Annotated in this window: 10 protein-coding genes; 2 read left to right on the top strand and 8 right to left on the bottom strand. The window is 37.4% G+C overall.

Going from position 1 to position 15,777, the window contains the following annotated elements:
• Positions 1–105: 105 nt before the first annotated feature.
• Positions 106–1,503: an MBL fold metallo-hydrolase RNA specificity domain-containing protein gene (locus MYP_RS08960; protein WP_045461832.1), complete on the bottom strand. Its 1,398-nt coding sequence runs from the start codon at positions 1,501–1,503 to the stop codon at positions 106–108.
• A gap of 95 nt (positions 1,504–1,598) precedes the next feature.
• On the opposite strand from MYP_RS08960, the gene thpR reads away from it, so the two are divergent.
• Positions 1,599–2,144, top strand: coding sequence for an RNA 2',3'-cyclic phosphodiesterase (gene thpR, locus MYP_RS08955; RefSeq protein ID WP_045461829.1), 546 nt, complete (start codon positions 1,599–1,601; stop codon positions 2,142–2,144).
• Between the two features lie 559 nt (positions 2,145–2,703).
• Complete coding sequence (locus tag MYP_RS08950; RefSeq protein WP_156140439.1) at positions 2,704–3,438, top strand: hypothetical protein; 735 nt, start codon at positions 2,704–2,706, stop codon at positions 3,436–3,438.
• A gap of 376 nt (positions 3,439–3,814) precedes the next feature.
• Here MYP_RS08950 and MYP_RS24895 read toward each other — a convergent pair whose 3' ends face one another.
• The 7 genes from MYP_RS24895 to MYP_RS08915 form a co-directional block, all read right to left on the bottom strand.
• Positions 3,815–4,402, bottom strand: coding sequence for a CAP domain-containing protein (locus MYP_RS24895; protein ID WP_052430050.1), 588 nt, complete (start codon positions 4,400–4,402; stop codon positions 3,815–3,817).
• Positions 4,399–5,850 carry an ArnT family glycosyltransferase gene (locus tag MYP_RS08940; RefSeq protein WP_045461824.1) on the bottom strand — a complete coding sequence of 484 codons (1,452 nt, stop codon included), beginning with the start codon at positions 5,848–5,850 and terminating at the stop codon, positions 4,399–4,401. Before MYP_RS08940 ends, MYP_RS24895 begins: the two co-directional genes overlap by 4 nt.
• Entirely contained in the window at positions 5,847–6,389 is a 543-nt protein-coding gene (locus MYP_RS08935) for a gamma carbonic anhydrase family protein (RefSeq protein ID WP_045461821.1), read from the bottom strand. The genes MYP_RS08940 and MYP_RS08935 overlap by 4 nt, the downstream gene beginning before the upstream one ends.
• A 113-nt stretch (positions 6,390–6,502) precedes the next feature.
• The gene (locus MYP_RS08930; protein WP_045461818.1) at positions 6,503–7,981 is read right to left on the bottom strand and encodes a glutamate synthase subunit beta; all 1,479 of its coding nucleotides are present in this window, start codon (positions 7,979–7,981) and stop codon (positions 6,503–6,505) included.
• Complete coding sequence (gltB, locus tag MYP_RS08925) at positions 7,974–12,530, bottom strand: glutamate synthase large subunit (protein WP_045461815.1); 4,557 nt, start codon at positions 12,528–12,530, stop codon at positions 7,974–7,976. The genes MYP_RS08930 and gltB overlap by 8 nt, the downstream gene beginning before the upstream one ends.
• A 593-nt stretch (positions 12,531–13,123) precedes the next feature.
• A complete protein-coding gene (locus tag MYP_RS08920) occupies positions 13,124–14,419 on the bottom strand; it encodes a hypothetical protein (protein WP_045461812.1) in 1,296 nt (431 codons plus the stop codon).
• Positions 14,416–15,672 carry an outer membrane protein assembly factor BamB family protein gene (locus MYP_RS08915; protein WP_045461809.1) on the bottom strand — a complete coding sequence of 419 codons (1,257 nt, stop codon included), beginning with the start codon at positions 15,670–15,672 and terminating at the stop codon, positions 14,416–14,418. Before MYP_RS08915 ends, MYP_RS08920 begins: the two co-directional genes overlap by 4 nt.
• Positions 15,673–15,777 lie beyond the last annotated feature (105 nt).

Raw genomic sequence — 15,777 nt, 5'->3', positions numbered from 1 at the left:
TCCTTTTACTTTTAGTCTATACTCTAGAATATAATTGCTGAATACACCATAGCATGTACATGCATGTATTAAAACATTTTTCAAATTAACAGCATAACTATACTCCTACAATATATAGGTCTGTCCCCTTTCAGGAATCTCAACTTTATATCCTTCACTACTAAGTCTTTTGTCAAAGGCTTCCATATTGCCAAGATCTCCGTGAACTAGAAACACTTTTTTTAAAAGATCTTTGGGTTGATACTTCACAAAATTTAATAAATCATCTGCATCTGCATGCCCACTAAAGATATCTGTTCTTGCAATTTTTGCATGTACTGGAATTTCCTTCTTATTCATTCTGACGCTTTTGGCTCCGTTGATCAGTTTATGACCAATAGTTCCTTCTGCACAGTAACCAATAAAGAGAATGGTACTATATGCATTTCGGAGATTGCTGCGGACATGACTTTTAATCCTTCCACCTGTGATCATACCTGAAGAAGCAATGATAATACAAGGCTCCATAAAATTTGCCAATGATTTGCTTTCCTTCTCTGTTTCAATCTGTATCAGATTGTCAAAATCAAAAAGTGAATTATTAACTTTATAAAAGTCTTTAGCTTCATCATTAAGCTGATCCAGATAATCATCATAAACCTTGGTGGTTCTCTTCGCCATCGGACTGTCTGCAAATACTTTAAGTGTTGGAAGCTTTCCTTCCTTGCTTAATTTATTTAACAGGTATAAAAAAGTCTGAGTCCTTCCAATACTGAAAGCCGGGACAATCAGTCTTCCACGCTTTTCAACACAACATTCATATATAATTTTCTCAAGAAGAGTTTCTGGCATATCTTTTCCTTCATGAACCCTGCCACCGTAAGTGCTTTCACAAATCAGAAAATCAACATGAGGCAAAGGTATTGGATCATTCAAAAGCGGCGAGCTTCTCCTGCCTAAATCTCCTGAGAAAGCAATTCGCTTTATCATGCCTGCCTCCTTATATTCAAAAACAGCAGAAGCTGCGCCAAGCAAATGCCCTGCAGGAACCAGAGTTACTGATAAATTATCATTGATAACAAACTTTGTGTTGAAACTTATTGAAATAAAACGATCAAGGCATTTCTCAACTTCTCCTTTTGAATAACCAGACTCATTTTGCCTTTCAGTCTTGTGCTTGAAAATAGTTTTTCCAAAGCTTTTTTTCTTTTCAACTTTGAAATCCAATATACTTGCAGAGTCTTTTAATACAAGTTCGGTTAGGGCAATTGTAGGAGAAGAGCATAATACCTGTCCTTTATACCCACTTTTAAATAACAGGGGAATGTTACCACAGTGATCATAATGAGCGTGAGTCAACAATACCAGATCAAGATCTGAAGGGTTGAAGTCAAATATTTCTACCCCGGGATTTTCCAGATCTTTCCCACAGTCAATCAAAACTTTATATTTATTTTCTAACTCCAGAAGATACATGCTTCCGGTTACTTGTTTTGCTCCGCCGTAAAATGTAATAGACGCCATCCCGCTTATGAATATCTTTTAAATAAGTTTTATGAAACTTAGCCCCTTATCAGGCGGTTGAAATTGTGTAAATAATTTTAAAAGAAAAAATCAAAATGAGTGAACACAGACTGTTCGTCGCCCTTCCTCTGCCCGATCAGACTAAAAAGCTGATAGGTGAATATCAAGCAAATCTCCAAACGCAAATCAAATGGATTCCTAGAGATAATCTTCATATCACACTTGCTTTCATTGGTGAGACATCTTTTGAACGTATTTCAGGAATCAATAGTGTCTTAAAAAAAGTCAGTGATTCTTTTCCCATATTCAGTTTAACAATTAATAATATAAGGGCAGTAAAAGGTTCTTCAGGAATGATCTGGGTAACTTTTGAGGAAAATCAATTCTATACTTCCCTTGCAATATCTCTCAGGGAGAAATTGAATTTAAATGAAAAAAGAAAACCTCTTCCTCACATAAACCTGGCAAGGTTGAAAAAACCAACCTATAGAGAACCCTTGTCTGAAGATCCGAAATTTGAAGCTCACACTATACATTTTACAAAAATCGAGCTATGGAAGAGTGCATTAACACCCACAGGTGCAGAATACAAGGTGATTTCTTCTTTTCCCTTAAAACTAAATGGGGACCATTCTCATTAGTAATGATTTTTCGATAAGTTCTTTTAAGGAGCCTTGAATAGCTATTATCTCAGTTTTATATTGGATAAACCACTATTCTCTGTTTACTTGATGCACTCTACTATCCTTCTTAATGAATTTAATCACGGGTACCTTAGTAATTGAACGAGAAATGACTCCAAGATAGCAGAACATCATTTCAACAGTAATTAGAATAAATTCCAGAATTAACTACCTCATAATTATGAGAAGTAGCATTTAGAAGTTTCGTTTACCACTGATAGCTTTTGATTCACCTTTATTCAATACATATCCAGAATGGCTTATAACAGATGCATGACTTAGGTTTACGAAAACTTTCGCGCATGCTTCTTTAGATAGATGGAATAACTTTTATCTGTACCTGCTGCATTTTATGCAGTAGCTGATGTCGGAAACATTAGACCATGAACAAAGGGGCTCTCATTTAGAGCCCTCATTTCTTTAATTTAGAAGGAAAAATTCGCCCTCAGGAACGCTCTTTTTCTCAATGCTGTTTTATTAATAATAGAATGGAATGGAACTTAAAGGGAAGAAACGTATGAAAAAGGTATTTGTGTTAGTTCTGTTTGCTGTTTTTGGTACTTACGTTGTAAATGCACAGGATGACTCAGAACGAGAGGTAAAGAAAGAGAAAACCGAAGTCAAGTCTGACGGAACTGTCAAAGAAAAAGACGAGGTGGTAACAGCAAAAACTGAAAAGGAAAAGGATCATAAATCTTATGAAGATCGGACCCGCGCAGGCCAGACTGTTGATAATATAGGTCACGGGACTGTTCAGGGTATCCGAGGAGCTGGTAAAGGTATAGGTAATGCCGCAAGTTGGACCTGGGAGAATACAAAACATAATAAAGTAACTAAAAAGATTTTCGACCAACCTGAAAATGCTGAGGAAAGACAACTTAAGATTCAGAAAAAGGCCATGAAAAAAGAACATAAAAAGGCTGAAAAAGAAGGCTTGAGTGAAACTGCATCTTATCAGGATGATGATCAACATGTTGGCGAAAAGGCTAAAAAAGATGTAAAAAAAGGTGCTGAAGAAACAGGAGATGCTGCAAGCAATGCCTGGGATAAAACCAAACATAATAAAGTTACCAAAGAAGTTTTTGACCAGCCCGGTGATGTAGATCAAAAGGATCATGGATCTAAATCCACTAAAAAAGAGGTAAAAACTAAGGATGGCAAGACAACTACCACCAAAGAAAAGAAAACAAAAGTGGATGATGAGGGAAATACTTCAGTAAAAAAGAAAAAAGAAACTAGCAGTAGTAATTAAATTTGATACCATCAAAATAGGCTCGGAACAAAACCCTGTAATTCAAATGCAGGGTTTTTTACATTTTAAAATGCACCGAAATTGTATTAAAAAAGGAGTCAGATTATAAAATCCAATGATAATCACGCCCTTAAAACTTTTTTTATCAATGTGGATATATTCCTTGTATTAATTGTCTTTTTCATATAAAAAATAGTATATTTACCTCAATTCTTAATTGGTCGGGAGCGTCATTAAAGACCTGAAAAGCAATAAATTCTGCTTTTATATTTTTTAACATTTTCCTGTTAAAATTATTATTTCAGTACCTGTTTGAGTTTAAACAAGGGAAAATACTTCTGCACTAAAAAACCAAAAATACATTTTTACTACCACCTTAGTGAAAATCAAGTACTGCACAGGTTCCTGTCTTAGGATGGGAACCTATTGCAGTACCCAATTTTGTCAAATTTCCCAGGCAAATCTTGCGATGTCCCAGAGATTTTATCTTTTCATCAATCAATAACTGCATGACTATATCCCGCCCAGTATCCATTCCATATGAACAGCATTCTCCTTTATATGTTAACTGACAACGTTTTCTTTCATGACCCATCTTACCCGATTTGGCTTGTTCTTTGACAAGACATAAAGCCTCTTTATACATCTCTTCGTCAGCAAAAACAGGGGATAATGGCTCCATTTTCCTTAACTCTTTCAGAAGCGATTTTACATAAGGCGAATTTTTAAGATAATCACCATATTTCGCAGGTGGGGTATAATGCTCTACTTCAAGATCTGCAAATTTTGCAGGATATAATCGGGCAAGGTTCAGTGAAAGAAAAACATCCTTTTCAACCTGTGACAAATAACCTATATCCTTTGCAGTGTTAGCCATTGCCAATTCCTCGTCTGTCCACCCAGAATTTCTAAAGGAAAAAAGACTAAACACAATAAATAATAACCAAACAGATAAATTTTTCATTTTCTCAAATAAATAGAACCACTATAGCCACCTTTCTCAAGATTAGATAGTATTTCACGATTTCCAGATTTTGCAAGCTCAGACCTGAAAATTGCAATTTTCCTAAGATCTCCCATATTGACGTAATATTCCGTAATCTCTCCATTCTTTGGCTTCATCACATCAGCTGAAATAAGGAAATTATACTTATAATCCAACCTATGTTTTCTTTCTCTAGACTCCAACGTATCATACTGATCAAACAGTTGAAAATCCGAATTATTTTTTTTAACAGAATAATAATAAAGTGCATCTCCTACCACTTTGCTTCCAGGTGGAATATTTTCTCTAATGAAAGTATCCGCTAACCGAGGATCTCTTACTTTTCTGCTTACCAATACCTGATCTGCTTTTATAACAGAATAGGAAAGATTAAAAATTAAAACAAAGAAAACAGGCAATGAATAAAGCACATTTAAACCTTTTACACTTGGAACTAGTGACCAGCTATAAAATATAAGAATATAATAAAATGGAATAATAAAAACGGAATAAGGTCCCCAATCATGCACAATCAGATAAAATGAAATAATTGCGATAAGACTTATTACCACAAGCAGATTAAAATAAGTCTTCCCTTGTTTTATCAATCCAAAAGTCAATGCTATAAAAGCAACAAAAATAAGAGGGTATTCATGTCGTGGAATATATAAATTGGGACCTATGTAATGTTCATTGGCTGAATTTGTGACTCCATTAATTGTGAGGTAATAATTGATAAACCCTCCAACTCCTCCAAATCCGGCAAATACCCATATTGGATATATCAATAGAAAAGGCAAAGCCCAAAGAAGAGCTTTTTTAAAATCTTTCCTTTTAAAAATATCTATCAGGAGAAGCACGACTAAAGGTAAAAGTACGACGATTGCTCTGGGAGTTGTTAATAATGACAATACACCTGCACTGCCACTTAAAAGAATATTATTAATCCCTCCCTTCAAAAAGTAAAATATTGCAATAAGACAAAAGCATAATGCGGTAAGATCCATTCTGCCTTGATGAAATGTCAGACTGAAAAATGGGTCTGTAAGAATAGCAATAATCAGGACCTTATATTTCCATGATTCAGCTGGGAAGCTTCTTTTAACAATCAAATAGGTAAGTCTTATACAAAGTAGCCCTGATAACAGACCGACAATTCTGAATTGCCCGATACCAAAGCCAAAGAACTTCATTGATAAACCTGTGAGAAAAAAGTAAACGGGTCCATAAGTTAATGCCGGACGATCGTTTCTCGCATAGGATGCTATCTCAGGAATAAAACTTCCATTAGTTATAAAATTATCTGCAATACTTGCAAAATAAACTTCATCGAACCATGGAAGAGGCTGTATTTCCAGAGTAAAAAGATGATAGGCAATTATTATTAATAAAAAGCCAAAATATAAATAATTGGTAAGACGATTCATTTCTCTATAGAAATATCTTCACTGCTATCTTTATACCAGCCTGCATATTTAATGTAGTTGTTTGCTATCCGGTTAATTATACCTTCCACATGTTCACTACCGGCGTCTTTTACCTTCTTTGCCGGCACTCCCGCATATATGCTTCCAGATTCAATTCTTGTATTTTCCAGGACCACTGCTCCTGCAGCTATGATAGAATTTTTCTCGACATATGCATGATCCATGATTATTGCTCCCATACCAACAAGAACATTATCTTCGAGTGTACAACCGTGAACTATGGCATGATGGCCGATTGAGACATTATTTCCAATGGTTGTTGCTGCCTTCTGATAGGTACAATGAACGCATGCTCCATCCTGAATATTCACTTTGTTTCCTATTGTGATTGAGTTTACATCACCTCTAATTACTGCGTTAAACCATACGGTGCAATCATCCCCCATCTTTACATCCCCTACAATTGTGGCATTTTCGGCTATATAGATATTCTTTCCGAACTCGGGTTTTATTCCATTCAAAGCTTTTATTACAGGCATATTGTCAAATTGTGATTTTGATTAAATATATAAAAAGAAAGTAAAGAGAATAAAAAAACCTTCGGCTTACACCGAAGGTTTTCATATCATAATCAATTTTAAGTTATAGGATATTAAAGACTGTTAACATTAAGCATTGAGACATCTTTAGCCTCAAGCTTAGATTCACCCATAAGGAAAGTGTCCACGTGTCTTGCAGCTTCTCTACCTTCAGAGATAGCCCAAACTACAAGCGACTGACCTCTTCTCATATCTCCTGCAGAGAATACTTTTGGTACAGAAGTCTGATATTTCTCATTACACTTTACATTTCCTCTTTCATCGTACTCAACACCAAGCTCATTAAGCATACCTGAATGTTGTGGATGTAGAAATCCGATAGCAAGAAGCGCCAATTCACAAGGAATGATCTTTTCAGTGCCCGGCACTTCCTGATATTTTGGCATTTTGCCATCTTCAGGAGTACTCCAGCCCATCTCAGCGATTTTTATGCCGGTAAGCTTACCATCACTATCTCCAATGAATTCCTTAGTGAATATTGCCCAGTTTCTGTCGCAACCTTCTTCGTGTGAAGTAGATGTTCTCAGAATCATCGGCCAGTTTGGCCAAGGCATTGTTGCGTCTCTTTCTGCAGGAGGCTTAGGCAATAATTCAACCTGAGTGATTGATTTTGCTTTATGTCTGTTAGATGTACCGACACAGTCAGAGCCTGTATCACCACCACCGATAACAACAACATTTTTTCCTGTTGCCCAAATTTCTTCCTCAGGCTTAAAGGTTTTTCCGCTTACACGGCCATTTTGCTGAGTAAGGAATTCCATGGCAAAATGAACACCTTTAAGATTTCTTCCGGGAATAGGTACATCTCTTGGAATTGTAGAACCACCGGTAAGAACGATAGCATCAAAATCCTTCAATACATCTTTTACCTTCACGTTCTCGCCAACATTAGAGTTTGTTTTGAAAACAACACCCTCTTCTTCCATCAGCTTTACTCTTCTTTCCACGACCCACTTCTCTAATTTGAAGTCAGGAATACCGTAACGAAGAAGTCCACCAATCTGATCAGCTCTTTCAAAAACAGTAACAGAATGTCCTGCTTTGTTCAGCTGAGCAGCAGTTGCAAGACCAGCAGGACCAGAACCGATCACCGCTACCTTTTTATCTGTTCTTTCTTTTGGAGCCTTAGGTTTGATATAACCTTTAGCAAAAGCAACCTCAATGATATTTTTTTCGATTTCTTCGATCGTCACAGGAGGTTTATTGATACCTAATACACAGGCAGCCTCACAAGGAGCCGGACAAATTCTTCCTGTAAATTCAGGGAAGTTATTTGTAGAAAGAAGGATTTCAGCCGCTTCCTCCCAGTTCTTTTCATAAACTGCATCATTGAATTCAGGTATAATGTTGCCAAGCGGACAACCACTGTGGCAGAAAGGTACGCCACAGTTCATACATCTGGAGGCCTGAGTTTCTACCTTCTCAGTTCCGAATTCCAAATACAATTCTTTGTAATCACCGATCCTGTCTTTAGGATCTCTTTTCTTTGGCAGTTCTCTGCCGAATTCCATGAATCCCGTTGGCTTACCCATGTTGTACCAAGACCTCCTTGTCTGTAGTTCCCTTATTTAATTGTTGTTTTCTTTTCAGTAGGACAGCTTTGTAATCTGTAGGCATTACTTTTACAAAGTCTGCAAGCGCACTGTCCCAGTTATTTAATATATTTTCAGCTACATCACTTCCTGTGAAAGTGTGATGATTTTTGATCAGTTCTTTCAGAGAGTCTGCATCTTCGTCAGACATCTTGTCAAACTCCACCATTTCCATGTTGCATCTTGCAGGGAATTTCTTTTGCGGATCGTAAACATAAGCGATACCACCGCTCATACCTGCTGCAAAGTTTCTTCCTGTTTCTCCAAGGATGACAGCGATACCACCAGTCATGTATTCGCAACCGTGATCTCCAACACCTTCGACAACAGCTTTAGCTCCTGAGTTACGCACGCAGAAACGCTCGCCAGCTTGTCCACGGATATAAGCATCTCCGGAAGTTGCTCCATAGAAGCAAACGTTTCCAACGATGATGTTATCGCTTGGATTGAATTTTGAAGATTTATCCGGGTAAAGAATTAAGCGACCTCCTGATAGTCCTTTTCCAAAGTAGTCATTTGACTCACCTTCCAATTCAAACTTGATACCAGGCGCTCCAAATGCTCCGAAGCTTTGACCGGCAGAACCTTTAAATTTATAATGAATAGTTCCTGCTGGTAGTCCTTGTCCATTATATCTCGTAGAGATTTCGTAAGAAAGCATTGTTCCCGCAGAACGATCAATATTGGTAATATTGAATTCACCTGTTACTGGTTTTTGAGCATCCAATGCAGGTTTAGCCTGCTTGATCATCTCAAGATCAAGGATTGCATCAATACCGTGATCCTGCTCCATCTGCTTGTAGATACCCACTTCAGGACCTGCAGGTGCTTTGAATAGGATTGCAGAAAGATCGATGTTCCTATGCTTCCAGTGAGTAATGTTGTCACGCACTTCAAGCTTATCTACCTGACCAATCATTTCATTAACCGTTCTGAAACCAAGTTCGGCCATTATTTCTCTTAATTCACTAGCCATGAAAGTGAATAGATTCACAACATGCTCAGGTTTTCCAGTAAATAAAGCTCTAAGTTCTTTGTCCTGAGTTGCAACACCTACCGGACAGGTATTCAGATGACATTTACGCATGATAATACAGCCAGTGGAAACAAGTGCGGCAGTTGCAACACCCCACTCTTCAGCTCCGAGAAGGGCAGCAATTGCAAGATCTCTTCCGGTTTTCATCTGACCATCTGCCTGAACAACGATACGGCTTCTTAAGTTATTTTTTACAAGTGTCTGGTGAGCTTCAGCAAGACCAAGCTCCCAAGGCAGACCTGCATGTTTGATAGAACTAATTGGAGAAGCACCCGTACCACCATCGTGACCAGCGATAAGAACTACGTCTGAGTGAGCTTTAGCAACACCTGCAGCGATTGTTCCAACACCAGCTTCAGAAACAAGTTTCACGTTGATTCTTGCTTTCGGGTTCGAATTTTTAAGGTCGAAAATCAACTGAGCAAGGTCCTCAATAGAATAGATATCATGGTGAGGCGGGGGAGAAATAAGACCTACTCCAGGAGTAGAATGTCTTACACGTCCGATCCAGTCGTCCACTTTATGACCAGGAAGCTGACCACCTTCTCCAGGTTTAGCACCCTGAGCCATTTTTATTTGTAACTCATCGGCATTAGCAAGATAATAGCTGGTAACGCCAAATCTTCCTGATGCAACTTGTTTTATAGCAGATCTTTCCCAATCTCCATTTGCCTTTTTCTCAAATCTGATTTCATCTTCTCCGCCTTCTCCGCAGTTGCTTTTTCCGCCGATTCTATTCATGGCAATCGCAAGAGTTGAGTGAGCTTCATGAGAAATAGAGCCAAAAGACATTGCACCGGTAGCAAAGCGTTTGAAAATGCTTTCCATCGGCTCCACTTCACTCAAAGGAATAGGATCGTTACTTGATTTGAATTTTAATAAGCTTCTTAATGTTGCAGCTTTATCACTTTGGTCATTGATCAGTTTAGCATATTTCTTGTAAATCTGATAATCTCCGGTTTTTGTAGCCTGCTGTAATAAGTGAATTGTCTGAGGGTTGAATAAGTGGAATTCACCTCTACGTTTCCACTGATAAATACCACCAACCTCTAGCTTCGGATTGTAGACAGGAGTTTCAGGGAATGCAGTTTCATGCTTTAATAAAGCCTCTTTTGCAATTCCGTCTAAAGTAAGACCACCAATTCTTGAAACTGTATTAGTGAAATATTTGTCGATTACTTCCTTGTGAATACCAAGCGCTTCGAAAATCTGAGCTCCCTGATAAGACTGAAGTGTTGAAATACCCATTTTAGAGAATACTTTCAACAAGCCTTCATTAATAGCTTTGATGTAGTTATAGAACAGCTTCTCTTCTGGAAGATCCACTTTAAGAATACTTTTCTTCTTAAGATCTACGATACTTTCAAAAGCAAGATAAGGGTTAACAGCAGAAGCACCGAAGCTGATAAGCGTAGCAAAATGATGTACTTCCCATGCATCTCCGGCTTCAACCACGATTCCTACTTTTCCTCTAAGGCCTTTTCTCATCAAATGGTGGTGCACTGCGGCAGTAGCAAGAAGAGAAGGAATTGCAGCATGGCTGGTATCTACACTTCTATCAGAAAGAAGGATAATTGAGAATCCATCTTCAACCGCATCAGCAGCATATTGGCAAATTCTGTTAAGCGCTTTTTCAAGCGTTCCAGGTTTGTCTTCTGCTTTGAAGAATATATTGATTGTTTTGGTCTGGAAGTAAGCCTGATCCAAATATCTTAACTTCTCAAGGTCCTTATTTGTAAGGATTGGCTGGCTAAGCTCCACTTGTCTGCAATGAAGGGGAGACTCTTCAAGAAGGTTAAGGGAACCACCAACGTAAGACACCAATGACATAACCATCTTTTCACGGATAGGGTCAATTGGAGGATTCGTTACCTGAGCAAACAATTGCTTGAAGTAGTGAGACAAGTGCTGGCTCTGATCAGAAAGGATGGCAAGAGGAGCATCGGTACCCATAGATCCGATAGGCTCTTTTCCCGTTGCAGCCATTTCTGCAATAATTGTTTTAAGATCTTCCTTGCTGTAACCAAAAGCCTGTTGTCTTTTTAACAAAGTACTTTCGTCAGGCTGATGGAATGTTCCAAGAGGCTCCGGAAGGTCTTTAATCTTGATTTTATTTTTAAGCCACTCTTTGTATGGCTTGCTAGTACAGATTTCCTTTTTCAGGTCTTCGTCGCTGATGATTTTACCTTGCTCAAGGTCAACAACGAACATTTTACCAGGCTGGAGTCTTCCTTTTTTAACGATTTTAGCAGGATCTACATCAACAACACCTGCTTCAGATGCCATAATTACAATGTCATCTTCAGTTACGCACCATCTGGATGGTCTTAATCCGTTTCTATCAAGTGTAGCGCCAACTATTTTACCATCGGTGAAAGAAATCGAAGCTGGTCCATCCCAAGGCTCCATAAGCGCGGCATGATATTCGTAGAATGCCTTCTTCTCTTCAGTCATGTCTTTATTGCCGTCCCAAGCTTCAGGAACAAGCATCATCATAACATGAGGAAGGGATCGTCCGCTAAGAACCAAAAGCTCAATAGCATTATCCAGATTAGCAGAGTCAGAAGCGGTAGAATCGCAGATAGGCAGTATCATATCCAGCTCTTCTCTGGTAAAGTATTTGGATTCAAATCCGGCTTCCTGAGCTCTCATCCAGTTAACATTGCCTTTTACAGTATTGATCTCGCCATTGTGAGCAATATATCTGAAAGGCTGCGCAAGTCTGAATGATGGGAATGTGTTGGTAGAGAATCTAGAGTGAACAACCGCAATGGCAGATACTACTCTTTTATTCTGAAGATCAGGGAAGAAAGATCTTACCTGAGCAGTCATCAACTGACCTTTGTAAACAATTGTTTTGTATGACAACGACACAATATGGAAAGCGTCATTGATATTAGGCAGCTGAAAAGTTTCCCTTACGATTCTGGTAGTATAATTTCTAAGGATAAACAGCTTTCGCTCAAAATCGTCGCTTGTTTTGATGCTGTCTGGCTTTTGAACAAATACCTGTTCCATAGTCGGCTCTACAGCTATAGCGCTCGGTCCTATGTCTGAATTGTTTGTAGGAAGTTTTCTGTAACCAAGCAAAGTCAATCCCAATTTCTCAATATTTCTATTCAGAATTGCTCTGCAATCTTCACGAAGCTTCTCATCTTTTGGGAAAAACACAGTTCCCACACCATACTGTCCGAATGGCGGAAGTTTAATTCCGATCTTGACACACTCGTCTACGAAAAACTCGTGCGGAACCTGGATAAGAATACCCGCTCCATCACCCGTGTTATTTTCGCAACCACATGCCCCCCTATGCTCCATTCTTGCAAGCATTTTGAGAGCATTATCAACGATCTCATGGGATTTTCTTCCCTTCACGTTGGCGACAAATCCGATACCGCATGAGTCACGCTCAAAGCTGGAATCGTACAATCCAGAAGTTTCTTGTTCTGCCATTAACCTGAAATTATTTTCCAATAATCTGTATTATGATATTTCTATTTTTAGTGGGGATCTACTTAAATAAAAGCGAGTTAATCTTTACCTGAATAATCGAAAATTGGTTCCAAATCCCATTTCAGGGTGCTGAAAATGGGTCTTTTTATCAAAGTTACCTCAAATTATCCAAGAAAAGACTTACAAATCCCCCCGATTTCTTACATCTATCTTTTGATATCTTTTATCGGCCTGATCAAACAATTTTAAGGCAGTTTTTTTCAAAGACGACTGATTAAATATAAAAAAAAAAAGTTTAAAAAACCAGCAATTTTGGATTATTAAAGCCAGGAAATTTATTTATTCGAAAACAAACAATCTTATTTTGGATTATTCTAATATTTTTTTTAATTATAGTGGCAAGTAAAGCCAGGCTATTAGTCTATTTATTTTATAGGATATGGGGCAAAAAAAAGCACTTTTACAGCAACAAATAAGATCGCGCTTCTATTAAAAAATAGGGCAAAAATTGATTGAAATCTTAAAAATGTTATAAATTTTTCTTCACTACTTACAATTAAAACCCCTACAACAAAGAAAATCTTTTATGAAAATCACATGGTTAATAATTTATGAAAATGGTTATAAGATTTAATGGTTTCCTCGCATTGCATCAGATAGAACTCCAGGACACCAGTAATTGGTCCTGATTTAATTTCAGAAATCTTATCAAATGATATTTGATTTTCTCCATCAACAGAAATAACAATCAGGTTAGAAGATGGTTTAATGGACACCTTTTGAGCAGCTTTACCGGAAATTTTCCTTACTGTATTAAATTCCATATCCAACAAGTATACTTCTTTCTCTGAAACTCTTAGAGAAGGGTTTGAAAATTTAAGCGTTGAAAGATATATCTGCTCCTCCTCCTTTAGTCTTTTTCTGGCAATATTCCATGCACCTGTCTGGTTAAGAGACAGGTTATATTTAATAGATTTTTCCTCCAACTTCGAAGTTTTATTGCCTTTTACCTTGCCAGCTGCTATGTATTCTACCTGATTTTGCAGAAGTTCTTCTCTATAAGGTGTAATCAGGGTTTTAAAGCTTCTTCCTTCGTTATTAGATAAGACAAGCTGGTAAATCTTATTTCCATGGTCTATAAGTTTCAACTGTGTTTTGGTCCATAAAACCTTAAATGCCCAAGAATTCTTCCTTGGATCGATTTTATCATTATTTCCAATATATGCCCACTTGAGGTCCTTAAAATCTTTTAACTCCGGATAATCATCCTGGTCAATTTCTAGGTCAAAAAGAAATAAATCTTCTTTACGCATCCTTACACTAGAGACATATTTTTCATCTCCCACCTCAAAAGCAGTTAGCTTTTCTTTTGAATAATCATTTGAATATTGCCAAAGAAGATTCTCTGTATCAAAATGATAAAACCCATAATCGGAAGTTAGTGGTGCAGAAGCAGTGTATTTTAAATCAATTTTACTTCCTGCCGCAAGAAATACGGGTTTATTTCTAACGAATGCTTTAATTTCAATAACTTCTGCAGTTTCAAGGAGTCTTTCACCTGTCGAATCATAATTCATTGGAAGACCACTTAAAAAAATATCTGCAGCGTTGTCTAGTTGTCTATATTTTATTAATACTCTGTCATTAATCAATTCACCATTTTTATCTACAAAGGCTTTTGCAGGAATGATAATTTTTGTTCCTCTTTGAGAAATGAACTCTCCACCTTCTTCCCCATATATTTCGAAAGTCTCATAAGGTACATTTACTTTTTCAAAAGGTCCTATTATCACCGGCGTCTCTTTCTTTACCAAGTAATAAAAAACTCCGGCCCAACCTAAAAAGGCGAGCAACAATAATAGATACCAATTTCTGACTACTTTTTTCATCTTTTAATCTGGTAGCAATACAAATAACCATCATAACTGCTTATAAGCAGCTCCTTTTTATTATCTCCGTCAACATCGACAAACAATGGAGAGCACTCTGAACCCTTAGAAAAGGAAAATACCTTCTGAATACTTCCATCTATACCCAAAAAAGCAAGTTTACCAGATTCCATGGGCACTATGACCTGACTAACTCCTTTTTCAAAGGCATCCTCAACAATCGGGGTTGCCGTAATTTTCCCTTCTATGGCAGAATACTTAATGTCTCCTGTATCAAAATTCAATACACTTATTCCATTTTCATGACAAACGATCAGTTTATTATCCGGAAGTACTACCGGAAGCGCATCTGAAATCCAATGTGAAAATGCAAACTCAAATTGCTTTTTGCCTGCCTTATCTAACAACAGGATGGATTTCCCTGAAGTTATTCCAAAGTAATTCTTTCCTCTGTATTTAATATTGACAGGTGATTGAGTAGTGCCAAAGAAAAATGTGTTGTATTTCCAAAGCTCTTCCCCGTTTGATCCGTCTATAGCATAAACAATACCATCTTTGGAGGTTACTAAGACATCTAAAACATCATCATTGTCTATATCATAGGTAAGCGGCTTGCACATAAATCCTGAACCATTTTTAAAATGAGCGGCAATACGAAACACAAATCTGTTTTGAGTTTGCTCCCATCCGTTAAAGCCTTCCTGCTTGAAACTCCAAAGCTTTTTACCGTTTACTCCATTATAAGCTGCAATTTCTCCAGTTTCTGTAGCAAAAACAGGATCTTTGACATGGTCGTTATTTATATTGATCAAAGCAGGGGCAGATTCTATGTCTCCAGATGCAGGCATACTCCATAATAACTTTCCGGCAGTGGAGTAACAAAAAATTTCATCATTGTCATTTCCAAAGAAAACTCTGCCATTATGAATCGCAACTCCATTTACGTCTTCATCCCCAAATCCCTCCTTTTCTATATGCTTTAAAATGCTCCCAGTTTTAGCGCTTAAAAAATAAACTCCATTATTCTTATCCGTTACAGAGTAATCTGCATAATGCATTCCATTTGAGCCAACTATTATATTTCCATTATAATAAGTGATATTAGTCCTGTAAGAGGTCCCGCCTATGAATCTTTTCCATTTTAAGGCAAAAAAATCGTTTAAATCCTCAAGCCTGTTAAAGGACGTTTCATTACTGCTTAGCTGAGTAAAAAGGAGTAATAATAAAACCGTTACAATGAGATTCTTTCTCATAGGAGGATTTAAAAAGCCTAATATACTAATTATAAGATAATTATAAAAAACACCCTGTATTTAACCTATTCCTTTTACGCTAAAAAAAAAATCCGGTTTAGAATA

The organism is Sporocytophaga myxococcoides, assembly GCF_000775915.1.
In the GTDB taxonomy this organism is placed as follows: Bacteria; Bacteroidota; Bacteroidia; order Cytophagales; family Cytophagaceae; genus Sporocytophaga; species Sporocytophaga myxococcoides_A.
This window is presented reverse-complemented; position numbering and strand designations above follow the sequence as displayed.